Raw genomic sequence first — 17181 nt, 5'->3', positions numbered from 1 at the left:
GGACGGCCCGTCGCCGGTCAGCATGGGCTCGAAGTCCACAGGCGGCTGGCCGGACGGTGCATCGGCGAAGGTGACCGCCGTTTGGGGCTGCGCCCAGGCGATTGCGTTCGACACCGAGGCAACCAGAGCGGCCGTGAGCAGAAGGCGGCCGAGCTTCATGACCTGCGAGCCTCGTCGAGGAGCCGGCGGACGCTCGGCCAGTCGATCGCGTTCATGAACACGCCGACATAGTCCGCGGCCTTGGCGCCGTAGTCGATGTGATAGGAGTGCTCGTACATGTCGAGCGCCAGGACAGGGATGCCGTCCGCAATTGTCGTGGTGTGGTCCGCTGCCCAAGCATTGACGAGTTTTTGGTCCCGCTTAGACCACGTCAGCAGCACCCAGCCAGAGCCGCCGGCCTGCGCTTTGCCCATCGCCGTGAACTCAGAACGCCAGCGCTCAACGGAGCCAAAGTCCCGTGTCAAGACCTCCTGCAGCACATCGTCCGGCCCGCTCTCCTCGCCCAAAGAGGCGAAGAATACCTCATGGAGGATCATGGAGTTCATCGCGATGAGCTGCTCGCGCGTCAGGCCATTGATCACGAAGCCGGGTGCGGCTTCGAAATCGAGAGAAGCGAGTTGATCACCGATGGAATTGAGCCGCTTGACGGCGCCGCCGTAATTGTTCTCGTAGTGACTGACGATGAGGCGCTCTGACATCCCCTTGATGCGCGCAGGGTCGCAAGCGAGCGGTTTCATTGTGTAGACCATGCGTTCCTCCCCTCCGCTCTCTTAATGCGGTGGTGCGTTGTGGGTTATCTGAACAGGACCAGGCCGGCCGCCGCTGCGGCGAGAACGACCCAAAGGATTGTTGTCTTAGCCTTGAAAACGTAGAGAGCAGCAAGCGAGGTCGCGAAGATTGCGAGCGGGATCAGCACGCCGGGCACGTTCACGAGCGTCTTGTAACCAAGCTCGAAAGTCGTGGCAGCGATCAGCCCGACGACGCCCGCGGACACGCCTTCGAGGAAGGTTCTGATCTTCTCGTTGTCCACCAACCGTTCGAGTTGGTCGTGGAAGAACAGAGAAAAGCCGAACGCCGGCAGGAAAATGCCGATGGTCATCACGATCGCCCCAAGTGGGCCGCCGCCGAAATACCCGACGAAGGTCGAGAATATGATCAGGGGCGCCGGCAGAATGCCGGACAGGGCGAGGCCGTCGAGGAATTGCGCGTCGGTCATCCACCCGTTGCCGACCGCATCGTCGCGCAGGAACGGGATGACGGTGTAGGCTCCGCCGAAGGTGAGGAGGCCGGCCTTCAGGCCGGAGAAGAAGAGCTGAAGCAGCGACGGCTTCTGCTCCGCGACGGCTTGAGCCACCGCCCCGCTTCCGGACGTCGGACCACCGAACATGGTCCAGGCGAAGTAGAGCCCGAGGCCGATAAGCATGGCTACCAACAGGCCGGCTGGCAACAGTTGATGACGCGCCGCGAACACATAGGCGAGGCCTGCGAGTGGAAGTGTAATCCAAAAAGGCGTTCCGACCAGAGCAGCGAACCCGGCGACAGCAGCTATGCCCCACAGCCAACGGTCGAGCAGGACGTGGCCGCCGATCCGGTGCACGGCACGCACGATAAGGGCGATAACGGCCGGCTGGACGCCCAGAAACGCTGCTGCGGCCACAGTCTGCGTGATGTTTGTGGAGAGATACAGCCAGGACAGCGCAAACATCAGCACGAAGCCGGGCAGCATGAAGCCCAAGCCTGCGAGAAGACCGCCCAGTCGCCCCTTAGGTAGCGTGCCGAAGAAGACGCACAGCTCGTGAGCCTCCGGACCGGGAAGCACTTGGTAGACCGCGAGGAGGCGGTTGAACCTGGGACCTGAGACCCAGCGTTCCTCCTCGACGAGCTCTCGGCGGATCATGGCAATCTGAGCGACCGGACCGCCCCAGGCCAGGAAGCCAAACCGCAAGAACTTGGCGAAGATCTGTGCATAGGAAAGCTGCGGCACCACGCTTTGATCTTCCGCCGAGCTTACGCCCTGTACGTCTGCCTTCATTCGTTGCGCTCCTCAGGTTGTGGCCGGGGTGTCTTGTCGGGTAGCCCGACGATCGACGTTGGGGCGGGCGGATTGCTCGCCGGGAACGCCCGTTTACTGCCGTGACCGCTGATATTTACGCCGTCGGCGCTGAAGCCGACCGGAGGCCAGCTGTGAGTCTCGTAGCGGCGCGTCTTCGCCCAAGCGTAGAGGGCGTCGTACATCACGAAACCATGGCGCAGAACCTCATGGTCGTCCGGCGTGACGTCGCGCAGGCCCATTGAAATCGCAAGAAGACCTGCCGACTGCGGCGTCAGATCGTGCCGGTCGGTGTCGGCGCCGCGCACGATGGCGGCGATCGTGACAAGAGCCGGGTCGCGCTGAAGCCCATAGGTGGCTACAAAGGCGTCGAAGCTACACCCCTCGCCGAAGTGCGTGAATTCAACGCCGGGCACGTCGTAAGGCATCGCGCCGGTTTCCTGCGCGACCCGTATCACCTCAGACGGAGGAACAAAGAGAAATTCCGCTTCCGCGTCGATGAACCGGGCGATCAGCCAGGGGCAGGCGATGCGGTCGATGACCGGGCGTTCGCGTGTGACCCACTTCAAAGCTACCTCCCTTCATGAACGATGTGTCGACTCTCATGAAGCACCCTACGTCAAACGCCCAAAAGATACAACTGTTTCAAATTCAACTTCGACATGATACGGTGAGAACAAATGAGCTGCGCTGAAAACCCATCGCCCGAGTCTGCTGCGGACCGCTGGCTTCTGCTCATTCATCAGCTGCCGCCCAAGCCGGCCTACTTTCGGGTCAAGGTTTGGCGACGCCTGCAGGGATTGGGCGCCGTGGCGATCAAAAGCTCGGTCTACGCCCTCCCCATGAACGAGGAGACGCAGGAGGACTTCGAGTGGCTCCTCCGCGAGATCGAGGAGGGTGGGGGAGAAGGTTCCCTTTGCGAGGCCCGCTTTATCGGGGGCCTCAACGACGCAGAAGTAATCGCGCTGTTCAATGCGACCCGTGATGCCGACTACCAAGAACTGACCAAAGAGGTTCGCGACCTCGCGGGGTTGGTATCCAGCGAAAACGCCCGCGGCGAGAGTTCGGCGGAATTGAAGGGCAAGCACGCGCGGCTGCGAAAGCGCTTAGCCGAGATCGAGCGGATCGACTTCTTCGGGGCCAATGGTCGGGAGAGTGTCGCAGGCCTGCTCGCCGGGATCGAAGATCACTTTAACGCCGCCCTGGGGTCATCAGGGCCAGAGGAGGACGTAAAACCGATGGAACAAGGCCTGCAAAATCTCAAGGGTAAGGTCTGGGTGACACGGCGCGGTGTTCATGTAGATCGTATCGCCTGTGCTTGGCTGATCACCCGCTTCATCGACCCGGACGCCCGATTCAAGTTTGTCCCACATAAGGGCTACGAGCCGGAACCTGGGGAACTGCGGTTCGATATGTTCGAGGCCGAATTCACTCACAAGGGCGACAACTGCAGTTTCGAAGTGCTGCTTGAACGCACTGGGCTTTCCGATCCGGCTCTCAAAGCGATCGCCGATATCGTGCATGACATCGACCTCAAGGAAGACAAATTCGGCCGTCCGGAAGCGGCTGGCATCGCCCGTCTCATCGCCGGCCTCACCGCAGCTGCCCAAACCGACGGTGAGCGAATCGAGCGGGGGCGCACGATCTTCGATGACCTTTATGCTTCATTCCGGGACGAGCGTGGCTGAGCGAATGTCGTCCCGGCGCGGCTCAGATGTCCGGCGGGTTCTATGGGCGCGGGCGTTGCGCGCCTTCGGTGACGGGTACGTGGCCATTCTACTACCGGTGCACCTGGCGGCCTTAGGGTTCAACGCGATCACCGTCGGCCTCATCTCCACCGCGACCCTTCTCGGCTCGGTCCTCCTTACGCTTGGGTTCGGCTTTGTTGCGCATCGCATGAAACGCCGCAGCGCTCTCCTGGCGGCCAGTATTCTTATGGCTGCCACAGGCCTTGGCTTCCTCGCACTCGATGGCTTTTGGCCACTGGCTCTAATCGCATTCGTTGGAACGCTGAACCCATCGAGCGGCGACGTGAGCGTGTTTCTGCCACTGGAACACACGGTGCTCACGGCATCGGTATCCGACAGGGAACGCACCTCGACCTTTGCCCGCTATAGCTTCGTAGGTTCGGTCATCGCGGCCGTTGGCGCGCTCGCCGCTGGTGTCGTTGACTGGCTTTCTCCGTTGATCGATCGCGAAGCCATCATCCAGGGCCTTTTTCTCCTCTATGGTGCGCTCGGGCTCGCGAGTTTCCTCCTTTATCGCGGCCTGTCACCGAGCGCGGAGAAGGGAGCAAGCCGGCAACGGATGTCCCTGGGCCGTCCCGCCGCCGTGTGCTCGGGCTTGCCGCCCTGTTTGCGCTCGACTCCTTCGGCGGTGGCTTCGTCGTCAACGCGATGCTCGCCCTATGGCTGTTCCAGCGCTTTGGGCTCGACGTTGCAACCACAGGAATGATCTTCTTTGTCACAGGGTTGTGTTCGGCGGCGTCATATTTCGTCGCGGTGCCGCTCGCGCGTCGGTGTGGGCTCGTGAACACGATGGTCTTCACGCATTTGCCGGCCAACTTCTTCCTCGTGCTTACGGCGTTCGCTCCGAACCTTTGGCTCGCCTTCGTCCTTCTGATCATGCGCAGCCTGCTATCCCAAATGGATGTGCCCACGCGTTCGTCTTACGTCATGGCCGTTGTCGAGCCGGAGGAAAGGCCGGCAGCCGCGAGCCTGACTGCTGTGCCGCGAAGCCTAGCTAGCGCTATCGCCCCGCTGCTGTCTGGTTGGCTTCTGAGCGCCAGCGCATTTGGCTGGCCGCTTGTCCTGGCGGGTCTGCTCAAAATCGCCTACGATCTCATGCTCCTCCAGCAGTTCAGAATGGTTAAGCCGCCCGAAGAAAGCTAACCGAAACCTCGACGCGCTCCTCGTGTTTGCCGTTCCAGCAATCAATCGGACCGAGGTTTAGTCCGTTGGCCATTCGCGAAGGGCATAAGGCTTAATCGTGACAGAACTCACGGGCTCTCGACTGGGCTCTGACGGATGCCACCCTGACGTCAGATAGCGCGATCGAGTATCTGCTCCGACGCTTGGAACCATGAACCGCAATCCGCTGCACGGTCCCTCGCTCACAAGACTTACCTGCCAATATGGCGCCCTGAAACCGATCGTGCCAACAGGCTGCCATCGCTAAAACCTGAAGGTTCTTCTGCCGCGCCTGCCTTGGTTTTGAAAATTCGTCGCCGCAACAATGACATAGGAGTTCCCAGTTTCATCCTCCCCGGTGCGCCAGCTCGTCTAGGGCGACAGGCTAGCTGGAACAAACGACAGCTGGTTGGAACAAACCGGCGTCGCGCCTCCGTTCGGCCAGGACGTCTGAGTCATTTTAAAATCACGATTGGGGCGACGGCCGCCTACGTCTGCGCGCATGTCGAGATCGCTTGGTCCTATAGATCCAGCCTTGTGGTTGCGGGCTGCGATGCACCAAAATCCCCTAAGGTGACAGAACGGGCTCAGATGCGTCAGCGCTCAGCCCTGAGGTGCTCTGATGTCATTCGAGACAATGGGGAACCAGCGGCGTAGCACGAGCCAGGTGCTGGGGCGGCTCGACCACCGGTCGCAACTGGTCATCGAGCGCCGCATCAATGAGGCGGGCTCACACCCAAGGCAGGCCTATACCTGCAACGAGCTCGTCGTGATGGTGGGCGGGCGGTCGTAAAACGCAGCGGCGGGGGCCGTGACGAGAGGTGCCTTGCCCGGGCCGGAACGGCCTGGACCGGACCGGTCGGCTTCATGGAGAAGGCGGAGCTCTCCGAGGCCATCTCGTGCCTCCACGTATGCCTGCTGCCGGCCCTCATCGAGCACAGCGCCCTCGCGGACTACGGCATCGACGTCTCCCTGATCGAGTTGGCCTTCGTCGAAGTCGGCCCCTCGGTCATTCGGCCGATCCCGCCAATCGTGACAGTTAGATTTCAGAGCAAGAACCGGAGTTCCTCGCCGCACGCGCTGACTCATAGGTGGCTCGTTGCCAAGCCATGGAGCCTGTCGTGACCGATACCCACGTCACCATCGAGCCGTCGATCCTCTACCTCGGAACGCCGGTCGTCCTCATCAGCACGCAGAACGAGGACGGTACCGCCAACCTCGCCCCGATGTCGGCCGCGTGGTGGCTCGGCTGGCGGTGCATGCTCGGCCTCCAGACCGCGTCGCAGACGCCGCAGAATATGATCCGGACCGGGCAGTGCGTGCTCAACCTGGCCTCCCCCGCGCAGGCCGACGCGGTGAACAGGCTCGCCCGCCTGACCGGCACCAAGGACATCCCCGCGCTCAAGCAGAAGCTGGGCTACTCGTACGAGCCCCGGAAGTTCGAGGTGGCCGGCCTGACGCCCGTCCCGTCGCAGTCCGTGGCCGCGCCGCGTGCCCTGGAATGCCCGATCCAGCTAGAAGCCGTCGTCGCGGCACGGCACGGGATCATGGACGACGATCCCCAGGTCGCGGGCCTGCTCTCGGCCTTCGAGGTGCGCATCACCCGCGTCCACGTGCATCCCGACCTGCTCATGGAGGGGCACGAGAACCGGATCGACCCCGCCAAGTGGCAGCCGCTGATCATGAACTTCCAGAAGCTCTACGGCGTCTCACCGACCGAGATCGTCCCGTCCCGCCTCGCCGAGATCGAGGAGAAGGCCTACCGCATGCCCGACGTCGACCGGGCGCGCGGCGAGGTCGGGCTCGCCGCCTGAGGACCGATGCCATGATCATCCAAGACACGCACGCCCAGGCCATCCTCGCCGATCCGCGCTGGGCCCGCATCGTCGCCCGCGACAAGACGGCGGACGGCCGGTTCTGGTACGCCGTCAGCACGACCGGCATCTATTGCCGGCCGTCCTGCCCCTCGCGTGGCTGCAACCCCGGGAACGTCACCATCCACGACACCCTTGAGGATGCGCGGCGGACCGGCTTCCGGCCGTGCAAGCGGTGCAAGCCCGACGGACCGGTCGCCGAGGCGGTGAACGCCGAACTCGTCACCAGGGCCTGCCGGCTGATCGAGGACGGCGAGACAGCGCCATCGTTGACCGACCTCGCGGCGGCGCTCGGGCTCAGTCCCGGATATTTCCACCGCATCTTCAAGGCGCAGACCGGCCTGACGCCGAAGGGCTACGCGGCCGCCCACCGAGCGAAGCGCGTCCGTGAGGCATTGGCCGGCGACGGCAGCGTCACCGAGGCCATCTACGACGCCGGCTTCAGTTCGAGCGGCCGCTTCTATGCGGCGTCGGACGCTATGCTCGGGATGACGCCCTCGGCCTTCCGCAGGGGTGGGGTGCGGGAGGAGATCCGCTTCGCCATCGGCGAGACGACGCTCGGAGCGATCCTGGTCGCATCCAGCGCCAAGGGCGTGGCGGCCATCCTGATCGGCGACGACCCGGATACGCTGGCGCGCGACCTTCAGGACCGCTTTCCCAAGGCGAAGCTGATCGGGGGCGACGCCGGGTACGAGGCCGTCGTGGCCAAGGTGGTCGGCTTCGTCGAGGCGCCGCAGATCGGCCTGGACCTGCCCCTCGACGTGCGCGGCACCGCGTTCCAGCAGCGGGTCTGGCAGGCGCTGCGCGACATCCCGTTCGGCCAGACCTCATCCTACACCGAGGTCGCCGAGCGCATTGGACTGCCGAGCGCGACTCGCGCGGTAGCGGGCGCATGCGCGGCCAACAAGCTCGCGGTCGCCATCCCCTGTCATCGCGTCGTACGCAACGACGGAGCCCTGTCGGGCTACGCCTGGGGCGTCGAGCGCAAGCGCGCGATCCTCGACCGCGAACAGGTGGCGGCATGACCATGGCGCGCATCGACGAACTGGACTGGGGGACGGTCGTCGCCGACCTCGACCGGCAGGGCTGGGGCGTGCTGCCGAAGCTCCTGACCGCCGACCAGTGCGATGCCGTCTCCGCGATGTACGGGGACACGCCAGCGTTCCGCAGCCACATCGTCATGGCGCGCCACGGGTTCGGGCGGGGCGAGTACCGCTACTTCTCATACCCCCTGCCCGACGTCGTGCAGGAAATGCGCACGGGGCTCTATCCGAGGCTCGCGCCCGTCGCGAACGCGTGGCACGAGCGCATGGGCGTGGACGTCCGCTTCCCCACGACCCACGCGGAGTTCCTGGAGCGTTGCCATGCCGCCGGGCAACGGCGGCCCACGCCGCTGCTGCTGCAGTACGTCCCGGGCGACTACAACTGCCTGCACCAGGACCTCTACGGCGAGCACGTCTTCCCGCTCCAGGTCGCCACGCTTCTGTCCGAACCAGGCGAGGCGTTTGAGGGCGGGGAGTTCGTCCTGACGGAGCAGCGCCCGAGGATGCAGTCGCGGGCCGCGGTCGTGCCGCTGACGAAGGGCGACGCGGTGGTCTTCGCCGTCCACGGCCGGCCCCAGCGCGGGAGCAAGGGCGACTACCGCGTGATGATGCGGCACGGCGTCAGCGAGGTCCGCTCGGGGCGTCGGCACACGCTGGGGATCATCTTCCACGACGCGACTTGAAGTGGCTCGTGGCGCGGCGCCCCGGACAAGCCGTATGGTGATCCCCACGACCTCGGACGCCGGACCACCATGCTCACGTCCCTGCGCCTGCCCCTGACATGCACGGCCGCCCTCGTTGCCAGCCCCGGCCCCGCGACGCTGGCCATCGCCGACACCTCCATGAAGGCCGGCCGCAGGGTCGGGCTCGCCCTGGTGTTGGGATCGCTCGTCCGTAAGCCTTTTTGGTCGCCCCGCCTCCCTCGGGCGGCGGGACGCTAGGCTGCGTCTCCTGGGCGAGGACGTCGCGCGCGCCCCTCAACCTTCTCGATCCGCTGTCCGGGACGCATCCCCGGCAAGGAGGCTAGCCCTTGCCAAGGACCTTGTCGGCCTTCGTGTCGATCCGCTTCCTGTCGGCCGCGGAGAGGTTGCCGGCCTTCTCTTGCTGGGCGGCGCGTGCCTTGGCGTTCCGGGCGTGCGCCTTGTCCTCGACGGGGTACTTCCGCTCCTCGGGCAGGGCGAACTTGCTCTTGCTCAGGTCCTCGCGGTCCTCGGTCTTCAGTTTCGACGTCGTGCCCTCCGGGTGTCTGGAAGGTGAACGCGGCGCCGGTAGCCGTGGTGCCTCCGCCGGCGGGATCCTGGCGGACAGGCATCCGCTCCATGCCAGGTCTTCGTCCTGCTGCCGCATGTGGACGGTATCGGCTTCGGCCTTGCCCGGCGGGTGCGCCCAGGTGATGTAACGCCATTCGTCCGGAGTCATTCACCATGAAACCCGCGGCCCCGCACCCATCCGTTTGACTCCGGAGTGCCGCGCCGCGTGCCGATCCTCCGCATTTGCGCGAGGCTCGCATGTCACCTCAAGTTCTGTTCACGGCGGACAGTCACTGGTCCCATAGGGCTGTGCTCGGAAGCCGCCTCGGCCTCAACCGCCCCTTCGACACCATCGAGGAACACGACGAGGCGTTGATCGCCCGTTGGAACGCGGCCGTACGGCCGCAAGACACCGTCTGGCACCTTGGAGATGTCTTCTACCGCTGCCCTGAGGCCCGGGCCCAGGAGATCTTCTCGCGCCTGAATGGCCGACGTTTCCTCGTTAGGGGAAACCATGACCGTATCGGGCAACGGATGCCATGGGATGGTCCCGTTGTCGACGTCGCCCGGGTGCATGTCACTTGCAATGACGGCACGACGGCTACCGTGTTCGCCAGCCACTACGCGCATCGCGTATGGCCGGGCATGCACCGCGGCGACATCCACCTCTACGGCCACTCGCACGGCAGGCTGCCTGGCACCGCGGCGAGCACTGACGTCGGCGTCGACTGCTTCGACTTCCGGCCGGTGACCCTCGCCGAGATCCGCGTGCGCCTCGCCGAGAACGCCAAGTCTGCGGGAGGTGCGCTATGACCGTGCCTGTCCAACGCCTCTGGATCTTCAGCGACCTGCACCAGGAATGGCCGGAGAACGCCTGGGACCCTGCCGCGCACGCGCCGGCGGGGGGCTTCGACGTGGCCGTGGTTGCCGGCGACATCCACATGCCGCTGACGCGGTCCCTGGACTGGCTGGCCGAGCGCCTCCCCGGCGTGTCGGTCGTCTACGTCCCGGGCAACCATGACTTCTGGTGGGACCGCGGCGAGGACCGCTACACGATCTTCGACCAGCTCGAACGCGGCCGGGAGCGGGCCGCCGCGCTCGGCATCCACCTGCTGCTCGACGACGCCGTCGTGATCGGCGGCACACGCTTCCTGGGCGGCACGCTCTGGACCGATTTTCGGTTGGGAAGCCACGGCCTCACGCACGCCTTCCGGTCCGCCCAGGGGCGCTTCGGCATGGTGGACTACCGCCGCATCAGGACGGGCCCACGGTCCCGGAACAGGATCGAGCCCGGCGAGGTGCTGGCCATGCACCGGGCGACGCGGGCCTTCATTGAGGCGGAGCTCTCCCGGCCCCACGACGGTCCGTCCGTGGTTGTGACCCACCACGCCCCGCACCCGGCCAGCCTTCCGGCCCCGCACGCCGACCTGGCATGGTGCTACGCCTCCGACCTGACGGATGTGATCCTGGAGCAGGGACCGGACCTGTGGGTGCATGGGCACGTGCACCGGGCCGTTGACTACCGAATCGGGCGCACGAGGGTGCTCTGCAACCCGCGGGGCCATGCCGACGAGCGCTCGGGCTTCGTGCCGGAACTCGTTGTTCACAACCGGACGCCCGCGTAATCGGACGCTTACTTTACCTCCGACGGCCGAAGGCGCCAGCCTCACTACCGGGCCCATGCGAAGACGATGGCCTGTTGTTTAGGTTGCGGCTAAGCCATACTCATGAGGATTCGTCTCTCCGGACAACGAAGTGTCGATACGCCCCCTGACGAAACGGCGAACGGACGGTAGCCCCTACGACCGCCGTCCCGATACCACAGCAATGCTGGTCGAGCTTCTCGACCTTTCCCGCGAAAGGATCATGGCGCGGCTACAAGTCGGCAGGCGGGACGCCGCGGGCTATGTTTCAAATGAGTGCCTCCTCTACTTGCTGCGGTCGGCGCGGTCGGACAACAACCCGGCGTGGTTTGATAAGCTCTTCGCAGTGCTCGACTGCCGCGTCCGCCATAACCTGTCACACACCATCCGCTATGGCACAGTCTCGGACCCCGAGACCGTGCGAGAGGAGGTGCTGGGCAAGTTCCACGAGGTGCTGGCCCTGGGGCTCGGCCCAGAGCCTGAACGCCTAGACCCGTATGAGGCGATGTTCGACGGCGCCTTAGCGAGCCTGCGCAAGACGACGTACACTCGGCAGCAGCGCGCCGACGGGCGCAAGGTGGAAGTGCCCGACGCGAACGATGGCGCGGCAAGGTCTGGCGAACTAGCGGCGCCCACGCCTGAGGAAATTTTCGGGCTGACGCCTTTCGAGTTCCACGATTTCCGGAGTGCGGCTTTGGCGGCGATTGAGAGGCTGCCAGAACCCCTGCGTGAGACGGTCCGTCTCGTCTGTCGGGGGGATCAGGCTGGCTCCACGGATCCCGACAAAATGACCATCGCCAAGCAGCTCGACGTCGACGAGAGAACCGTTCGCAACCGGATCACCCGGGCCGTTAGGCTCGTACGCGAAGACCTGGAAGGTCGCAGGCCATGATAGCCCGACACAGCCTGGAAGACGTCCTCACAGATTTCGCCACGCTCAGCGGTGACCCGGAGGCGCGCCTCGACGACTTCGTTCTGCGCTTCCCCGAGTTCGAGAACGAGCTCATGGAGCTCGCCGAGGAGCTTTCGCTCCATTCCGAGGGCGACGTCCCCGAATGCGCGCCCGTTGACGAGCACCAGGCTACCGCCTCGCGCCGGAGCCTCGCGGAGACCGAGAACAGAATTGCCGCTCGTCCCGTGATGCAGGCCATCGCAGCCGACCCGTTCGCGGGCCGCACGCTCAAGGCGGTTGCTGCCGCCTTCGACTGCAGCGTCCTGTTCCTGGCAAGGCTCAGAGACAGGGTTGTCCGGTCGGAAGAGCTGTCGGCGGGCTTCGTCGCCGCTCTGGCGCGGGCGCTGGCCGCCCCGGCCGAGGAGCTCGCGGCGTACCTCGCCCTGCCGTCGCGCATTCCCGTGGGTGCTAGCTTCAAAAGCAATGGCAAGCCCGAGGCGACCGGCAAGCAAGGGTTCTTGGAAGCGCTGGAGACGTCCGAGCTGTCCGAGGAGCAGAAACGCCGGCTCTCATCCCTCTGACGGAACCGGCAGGTGGACGCGTTTGAGACGATCCGGCGACAAGCGGCCTCCATCCACCGCGACGCCGTCGAGGCGGGGGCCGATCCCTGGCTACCGCTCGCTCTGGTGACGGCCGCCATCGAGCCGCGGGTTCCCAATCTCTGGTGGCTTGGCTTGGGTGACCCGCTTCTTCGCGGCGGCCGCGGCCTCTACGATCCCGAACTCGACGCCGTTATCTGCGTCGATGTTGGCGCCGATGTCGACAAGGCGCTGCTCGCCGCCCACGAACTGGGTCACGCGGTCGTGCACAAGCCGACCGAGGTGATCGTCGACCACGAGATCGATCCGTCCCGTTCGGTCGAGGCTGGGGCGAGCGGTGTCGAGAAAGTCGTTGATTACGGGCATCGCGAGCGCCGCGAGCTCCAGGCCGACTTGTTCGCCCGTGAGCTCGTCCTGCCGCGGGAGTGGGTTCGGGACCTCTTCCTGCGGGACGGCCTGGGCGCAAGCGACATCGTCGGCCGCACGGGGCTGCCTTACGCGCTGGTCGCCGAGCAGCTGTTCGACGCGCTCCTCCTGCCGGAGCGCGTCGAGACTGTCATGCCGGCGGCCAAGCGGCCACCGGATCTCGACGACAGCCAGCGCGACGCCGCGACCCACGACGGTTCCCCGTGCCTGCTCCAAGCCGGTCCCGGGACGGGCAAGACGCGCACGCTTGTCGCCCGAATCGGACATCTCCTCGACGCGGGCATCGACCCGCGTCACGTTCTGGTCCTGACCTTCTCCAACAAGGCGGCCGGGGAACTCGTCGAGCGGGTCGCGGCCGTGCGACCCGAGGCAGCCGCCGGCATGTGGATCGGTACCTTCCACGGATTTGGGCTTGACCTGTTGCGCCGCTTCCACGACCGGGACGGACTGCCGGACAACCCGCGCCTTGTAGACAAGGCCGACGCTGTCGACCTCCTGGAAGACCTGCTTCCAGGTTTGGCGCTCCGCCACTTTAGGAACCTGTACGATCCGACACTCGACGTGGCCGAAATCTTGGCAGCGATCTCGCGGGCGAAGGACGAGGTCTTCGGGGTGCCGGAGTACCGGGCGCTCGCGATGGCGATGAGGGACAAGCCGCCGGTCGACGACGCCGCCCGCGTGCGGGCCGAGAAGGCCTGCGAGGCGGCGGACGTCTACGAGGTCTATGACCGCGAGATGCGCCGCGCCGGGCGCCTGGATTTCGGCGACTTGGTGATGCGGGCAGCCCTGCTGCTGGAGCGGGACGCGGAGGCGCTGGCGCTGCTGCGCGACCGCCACCGCTACATACTGGTCGACGAGTATCAGGACGTGAACCGAGCAAGCGTGCGGCTTCTGAAGGCGCTCGCCGGCGCCGGGGAGCGGCTCTGGGCGGTGGGCGATTCCCGCCAGTCCGTCTACCGGTTCCGCGGAGCCTCGTCGGCGAGCATGGCCGGGTTTGCCGACGATTTCCCTGGCGCGACCGTTCGGGCGCTGAAGGTGAACTATCGGTCGAAAGGAGAGGTGGTCGACACCTTCTCGACCTTCGCTGGGGGGATGCTGGCCTCCCAGGGGGTGCTGCCGCTCGATCTTGACGCTTGGGGCGGGCGCTCCGGCTACGTTCCCCAGCTGCGGACGGCAGAGCGTCCCGAGGACGAACTACACGCCGTGGCAGACCGCATCCTTGAACTCCGCGAGGCCGGCATCCTGTTTCGCGACCAGGCGGTGCTCTGCCGCGGCAACAAGCGGCTCGGTGAGCTCGCGGCTGCCCTGACGGAGCGCGAGATACCGGTCCTTTTCCTCGGCAACTTGTTCGAGCGCGACGAGGTCAGGGACCTGCTGGCGCTCCTGTCGTTGATTGTCGACCCGAAGGCGGCCGGGCTGCCTCGCGTGGCTCTGGCGGAGCGCTACAGCCTGTCGCTGCCGGATCTCGACAAGCTCCAAGCCCATGCGTCGGAGTGCCGGCATCCGCTGGAATGGCTCGCGACCGCCCACCGGGTCGCTCCTGGGGCGGCGGGCGCCCTGCGCGTCCTGGCCGGGGACTTGGAGGGGTTCGGGCCGGCTGCCCATCCCTGGCAGGTGCTGACCCGTCTCCTTCTCGACCGGACTGACCTGCTACGCCGGCTTGCCTGCTCCGACCGGCCAAGCGACTGTTTGAGAGGCGTGGCCCTCTGGCAGTTCCTCGCATTCTGCCGGGCCCTGCCGGAAGGTCCCGGCCTCCCGGTCGAGCGCCTTCTTGCCCGCGTCCGCCGCCTGGTGCTGCTGTCGGAGGAACGGGATCTCCGCCATATGCCGGCGGCCGCGAGCGCGATGGACGCGGTGAGCCTCCTGACAGTCCACGCTAGCAAGGGTTTGGAGTTCGAGGCGGTCCACGTCCCGGGGATGGTCAAAACTGGCATCCCCGGCAAGGAGCAGACGCCGCGTTGCCCGCCGCCCGACGGCATGATCGCCGGCATGGAGGACCTGACTGGCATCGAGGCGGTGAAGGCCGGCCATGATGCAGAGGAGGAGTGCCTGTTCTTCGTCGCGCTGTCGCGCGCCCGGGTCCACCTGACCCTGTACGCGGCGTCGAAGCAGTCTAACGGCAACCGGCGGGAGCCCTCGCCCTACCTGCCGCGCGTCGAATCGCGGCTCCGGCGTGTGGCGACAGCGCCGTCCGGGGGGCAAGCGGACGGGGACGACGTGGACCCGGTGCCGGTCACTTGGGGGGCGCCGCCCGTGTTCACGGCGGAGGCGTTCTCGCTGTTCGACAAGTGTCCGCGTCGCTTCCTGTACACGCACGTCCTCGGCGTCGCGGGCGGACGTCGGTCGACCGCGTACGTGCGCATGCACGATGTCGTCTACGATGTCATGCGCTGGATCCGGGCCGAGCCGGAGCGGTGGCATCTCTCGCCGGCCGCGGTCGAGGCGCGGTTCGACGAGGTCTGGCTTGAGAAGGGGCCGACCGTGAACGGCTTCGCGGAGGACTACAGGCGGGCCGGACTGGGACTTGTCCGCGCGCTGATGCGCTCCCGGGAGGGCCACGGCCATGGCGGCGGGGCTTCGGTAACGTTGGACCTGGGCGGGCTTCGGGTGATTGTCACGCCTGACGAGGTGCGCGGGGACGGCGCCGGTGTCGCGTTCCGTCGCGTCCGGACCGGCCGGCGCGCCTCGGAGGAGGAGGACGGCATCGTCTACGGGCTCTATGAGCTCGCGGCACGCCGCCGGCCCGGAGGGCGGGCCAGTGTGGAGGCCATCCATCTCAGCGAACCGGACGGCGAGATGGTGATGCGGCTCGCCCTCAGCGAAAAGAAGGTAGCGAACCGGGAGACGAAGGCGACGGGCCAAGCGGAGCGTATCCTCGCCGGCGAGTTTCCTCGCAAGCCGAACGAGCGCACCTGCCCGCGGTGCCCTCATTACTTCGTCTGCGGTCCGGTGCCGGCGGGCACGCTGCTGCGGTAACCCGTTCCTGCTCGCCGCCGGATCGATCCGGCCTGCAAAAAAGTTACGGCGGCCGTTTCCGGTCAAGGTTCGCCGCCTCGATTGACTTGGTGAAGGCGCGGGACAGGCCCCGCCGGCATCGTCAAACGAGGAACACCAATGACCCAGTCCGAAGACCCGCCCGAGAGCCGCCGCGGGGAACGCCACCTGCTCGACGTCGGCGACGAGCATCTTTCCTTCCGCCGCGTCGAGTTGCCCGACCCTGTCCCGACCGCGCGTCAGATCCTGACCGCGTCCGGCCGCCGGCCCGCGACCGCCTTCATGGTGCTCGGCATGCTGCCCGGGGGCGGCACGGAGCATCTGCGTCTCAGCGCGACCTGGGACCTCCGCGAGCGCGGCATCGAGAAGGTGCTCGTGTTCAAGACGGACGAGCTCCTGCCGGTCGTTGTCGACGATACGGACATGCTGTGGGGCGCGCCGACGATCACCGGCCGTGTGCTCATGACGGTCGCGGGCCTCGACCCCGAGGAGAACGAAGTCTTCCTGGAAGTGGTCGGTGGCGTCGACGAGCCCGTGCCCCTGGACGGCCCCTTCGACCTGACGCGCAAGGGCATCGAGCGCTTCGTCTCGCGGCCCAAGGAGCAGGAAACGACCGTCACGCTGACGGTCGTCGTCAACGGGACGCGGACGGAGGTGACCGCGGAGGGCAACGACGCTCTCGTCTCGGTGCGCGACAAGGCTCTCCAGCAGACCAACAATGTCGGCCGGCCGGCGGACGACTGGGAGCTGAAGACTGAGGGGGGCGATGTCCTCGACCTCGCGACGCTGGTGCGGGATTCGGGCTTCGCCTCGGGGACCGTGCTGTTCCTGAGCCTGAAGGCCGGGGTTGCGGGCGAGATGCAGTCCGTCGATGAGGCGGTCTCGCGGGCCAAGTTCGAGCGGGAGGTGGCGCAGTTCCGCGAGCACGAGGCCTCGCACCGGCGCCGCGGCTGCTTCCTGCTCGACGCGACGTTCCCGCAGGTCTTCGTGGCCTTCGCGGCGCCGCGCCTCAAGCCGGCCGCTCTGGTCGGAGCCGTGGTGATCGACTTCACGAATTACGACCTGCAGCCGCCTTCGGTGACCTTCGTCAATCCGTTCACCCGAGAGCCGCTCCGGGCGGCGGACATGACCATGGCCATGGTTCGGCTCCCGCCCATGACGGGGATGCCGCCGGAGATGTTCGAGGGGCTCTTAGCCTCGGGCCAGATCCAGCCGGCCCACATGATCGGGTCGCACGGCCCGAACGACCCCCCCTTCCTCTGCCTTCCCGGCGTGCGCGAGTACCACGAGCATCCGGCCCACACAGGTGACTCATGGCTTCTCCATCGGGCTTCCGGAAGCGGCTCCTTGCACTTCTTGGTCGAGCAGATCCTGACCTACGGGGTGAACCCGGTCGACCAATGGCAGGTCGAGCTGCGACCGACCGTGACGGGGTTCTCGATGCAGGCGGCCTTGGTCCCCCGATGACGCTGGCGCAGGTCGAGGAGGTGGTAGTCCCTCG

Annotated in this window: 17 protein-coding genes; 13 read left to right on the top strand and 4 right to left on the bottom strand. The window is 66.2% G+C overall.

Going from position 1 to position 17181, the window contains the following annotated elements; translation table 11 throughout:
* Positions 1 to 155: 155 nt before the first annotated feature.
* The 3 genes from MFF42_RS16960 to MFF42_RS16950 are packed head-to-tail and all read right to left on the bottom strand — an operon-like array spanning position 156 to position 2619.
* A complete protein-coding gene (locus tag MFF42_RS16960; protein ID WP_238256802.1) occupies positions 156 to 749 on the bottom strand; it encodes a superoxide dismutase in 594 nt (197 codons plus the stop codon).
* A 44-nt stretch (positions 750 to 793) separates the two neighbouring features.
* A complete protein-coding gene (chrA, locus tag MFF42_RS16955) occupies positions 794 to 2032 on the bottom strand; it encodes a chromate efflux transporter (RefSeq protein WP_238256801.1) in 1239 nt (412 codons plus the stop codon).
* On the bottom strand, positions 2029 to 2619 hold the full coding sequence (locus tag MFF42_RS16950) for a chromate resistance protein ChrB domain-containing protein (RefSeq protein ID WP_238256800.1): 591 nt from the start codon (positions 2617 to 2619) through the stop codon (positions 2029 to 2031). The genes chrA and MFF42_RS16950 overlap by 4 nt, the downstream gene beginning before the upstream one ends.
* A gap of 111 nt (positions 2620 to 2730) precedes the next feature.
* On the opposite strand from MFF42_RS16950, the gene MFF42_RS16945 reads away from it, so the two are divergent.
* The 7 genes from MFF42_RS16945 (at position 2731) to MFF42_RS16920 (ending at position 8559) form a co-directional block, all read left to right on the top strand.
* On the top strand, positions 2731 to 3738 hold the full coding sequence (locus MFF42_RS16945; protein ID WP_238256799.1) for a chromate resistance protein ChrB domain-containing protein: 1008 nt from the start codon (positions 2731 to 2733) through the stop codon (positions 3736 to 3738).
* Positions 3701 to 4504, top strand: a complete 804-nt coding sequence (locus tag MFF42_RS26490) for an MFS transporter (protein ID WP_306423544.1) — start codon at positions 3701 to 3703, stop codon at positions 4502 to 4504. The genes MFF42_RS16945 and MFF42_RS26490 overlap by 38 nt, the downstream gene beginning before the upstream one ends.
* Entirely contained in the window at positions 4447 to 4941 is a 495-nt protein-coding gene (locus tag MFF42_RS26485; RefSeq protein WP_306423543.1) for an MFS transporter, read from the top strand. The genes MFF42_RS26490 and MFF42_RS26485 overlap by 58 nt, the downstream gene beginning before the upstream one ends.
* 885 nt (positions 4942 to 5826) lie before the next feature.
* Positions 5827 to 6084, top strand: coding sequence for a hypothetical protein (locus MFF42_RS16935; protein WP_238256798.1), 258 nt, complete (start codon positions 5827 to 5829; stop codon positions 6082 to 6084).
* Complete coding sequence (locus MFF42_RS16930; RefSeq protein WP_238256797.1) at positions 6081 to 6773, top strand: flavin reductase family protein; 693 nt, start codon at positions 6081 to 6083, stop codon at positions 6771 to 6773. The genes MFF42_RS16935 and MFF42_RS16930 overlap by 4 nt, the downstream gene beginning before the upstream one ends.
* Before the next feature lie 11 nt (positions 6774 to 6784).
* A complete protein-coding gene (gene ada / locus MFF42_RS16925) occupies positions 6785 to 7858 on the top strand; it encodes a bifunctional DNA-binding transcriptional regulator/O6-methylguanine-DNA methyltransferase Ada (RefSeq protein WP_238256796.1) in 1074 nt (357 codons plus the stop codon).
* Positions 7855 to 8559: a 2OG-Fe(II) oxygenase gene (locus MFF42_RS16920; RefSeq protein WP_238256795.1), complete on the top strand. Its 705-nt coding sequence runs from the start codon at positions 7855 to 7857 to the stop codon at positions 8557 to 8559. The genes ada and MFF42_RS16920 overlap by 4 nt, the downstream gene beginning before the upstream one ends.
* 340 nt (positions 8560 to 8899) lie before the next feature.
* Here MFF42_RS16920 and MFF42_RS16915 read toward each other — a convergent pair whose 3' ends face one another.
* Complete coding sequence (locus MFF42_RS16915) at positions 8900 to 9295, bottom strand: DUF6582 domain-containing protein (RefSeq protein ID WP_238256794.1); 396 nt, start codon at positions 9293 to 9295, stop codon at positions 8900 to 8902.
* 89 nt (positions 9296 to 9384) lie between these two features.
* Here MFF42_RS16915 and MFF42_RS16910 point away from each other — a divergent pair, with 89 nt between their 5' ends.
* The 6 genes from MFF42_RS16910 (at position 9385) to MFF42_RS16885 (ending at position 17147) form a co-directional block, all read left to right on the top strand.
* A complete protein-coding gene (locus tag MFF42_RS16910; RefSeq protein WP_238256793.1) occupies positions 9385 to 9939 on the top strand; it encodes a metallophosphoesterase in 555 nt (184 codons plus the stop codon).
* The gene (locus MFF42_RS16905; protein ID WP_238256792.1) at positions 9936 to 10751 is read left to right on the top strand and encodes a metallophosphoesterase; all 816 of its coding nucleotides are present in this window, start codon (positions 9936 to 9938) and stop codon (positions 10749 to 10751) included. The genes MFF42_RS16910 and MFF42_RS16905 overlap by 4 nt, the downstream gene beginning before the upstream one ends.
* A gap of 202 nt (positions 10752 to 10953) precedes the next feature.
* On the top strand, positions 10954 to 11661 hold the full coding sequence (locus tag MFF42_RS16900) for an RNA polymerase sigma factor (protein WP_238256791.1): 708 nt from the start codon (positions 10954 to 10956) through the stop codon (positions 11659 to 11661).
* On the top strand, positions 11658 to 12242 hold the full coding sequence (locus MFF42_RS16895) for a hypothetical protein (protein WP_238256790.1): 585 nt from the start codon (positions 11658 to 11660) through the stop codon (positions 12240 to 12242). The genes MFF42_RS16900 and MFF42_RS16895 overlap by 4 nt, the downstream gene beginning before the upstream one ends.
* Before the next feature lie 12 nt (positions 12243 to 12254).
* A complete protein-coding gene (locus tag MFF42_RS16890; RefSeq protein WP_238256789.1) occupies positions 12255 to 15662 on the top strand; it encodes an ATP-dependent helicase in 3408 nt (1135 codons plus the stop codon).
* A gap of 138 nt (positions 15663 to 15800) precedes the next feature.
* Positions 15801 to 17147 (top strand): multiubiquitin domain-containing protein, encoded by a 1347-nt coding sequence (locus MFF42_RS16885; protein ID WP_238256788.1) that lies wholly within the window; start codon positions 15801 to 15803, stop codon positions 17145 to 17147.
* Positions 17148 to 17181 lie beyond the last annotated feature (34 nt).

The organism is Methylorubrum podarium (assembly GCF_022179745.1).
In the GTDB taxonomy this organism is placed as follows: domain Bacteria; phylum Pseudomonadota; class Alphaproteobacteria; order Rhizobiales; family Beijerinckiaceae; genus Methylobacterium; species Methylobacterium podarium.
The sequence above is the reverse complement of the archived record's forward strand: the minus strand, read 5'-3'. Positions and strand labels throughout refer to the sequence as shown.

Bases quoted from the DNA above. Each gene is read 5' to 3' on its own strand.
- MFF42_RS16960 (WP_238256802.1), bottom strand. From the start codon at position 749: ATGGTCTACACAATGAAACCGCTCGCTTGCGACCCTGCGCGCATCAAG.
- chrA (WP_238256801.1), bottom strand. From the start codon at position 2,032: ATGAAGGCAGACGTACAGGGCGTAAGCTCGGCGGAAGATCAAAGCGTG.
- MFF42_RS16945 (WP_238256799.1), top strand. From the start codon at position 2,731: ATGAGCTGCGCTGAAAACCCATCGCCCGAGTCTGCTGCGGACCGCTGG.
- MFF42_RS26490 (WP_306423544.1), top strand. From the start codon at position 3,701: ATGACCTTTATGCTTCATTCCGGGACGAGCGTGGCTGAGCGAATGTCG.
- MFF42_RS26485 (WP_306423543.1), top strand. From the start codon at position 4,447: ATGCTCGCCCTATGGCTGTTCCAGCGCTTTGGGCTCGACGTTGCAACC.
- MFF42_RS16935 (WP_238256798.1), top strand. From the start codon at position 5,827: ATGGAGAAGGCGGAGCTCTCCGAGGCCATCTCGTGCCTCCACGTATGC.
- ada (WP_238256796.1), top strand. From the start codon at position 6,785: ATGATCATCCAAGACACGCACGCCCAGGCCATCCTCGCCGATCCGCGC.
- MFF42_RS16920 (WP_238256795.1), top strand. From the start codon at position 7,855: ATGACCATGGCGCGCATCGACGAACTGGACTGGGGGACGGTCGTCGCC.
- MFF42_RS16915 (WP_238256794.1), bottom strand. From the start codon at position 9,295: ATGACTCCGGACGAATGGCGTTACATCACCTGGGCGCACCCGCCGGGC.
- MFF42_RS16910 (WP_238256793.1), top strand. From the start codon at position 9,385: ATGTCACCTCAAGTTCTGTTCACGGCGGACAGTCACTGGTCCCATAGG.
- MFF42_RS16905 (WP_238256792.1), top strand. From the start codon at position 9,936: ATGACCGTGCCTGTCCAACGCCTCTGGATCTTCAGCGACCTGCACCAG.
- MFF42_RS16900 (WP_238256791.1), top strand. From the start codon at position 10,954: ATGCTGGTCGAGCTTCTCGACCTTTCCCGCGAAAGGATCATGGCGCGG.
- MFF42_RS16895 (WP_238256790.1), top strand. From the start codon at position 11,658: ATGATAGCCCGACACAGCCTGGAAGACGTCCTCACAGATTTCGCCACG.
- MFF42_RS16885 (WP_238256788.1), top strand. From the start codon at position 15,801: ATGACCCAGTCCGAAGACCCGCCCGAGAGCCGCCGCGGGGAACGCCAC.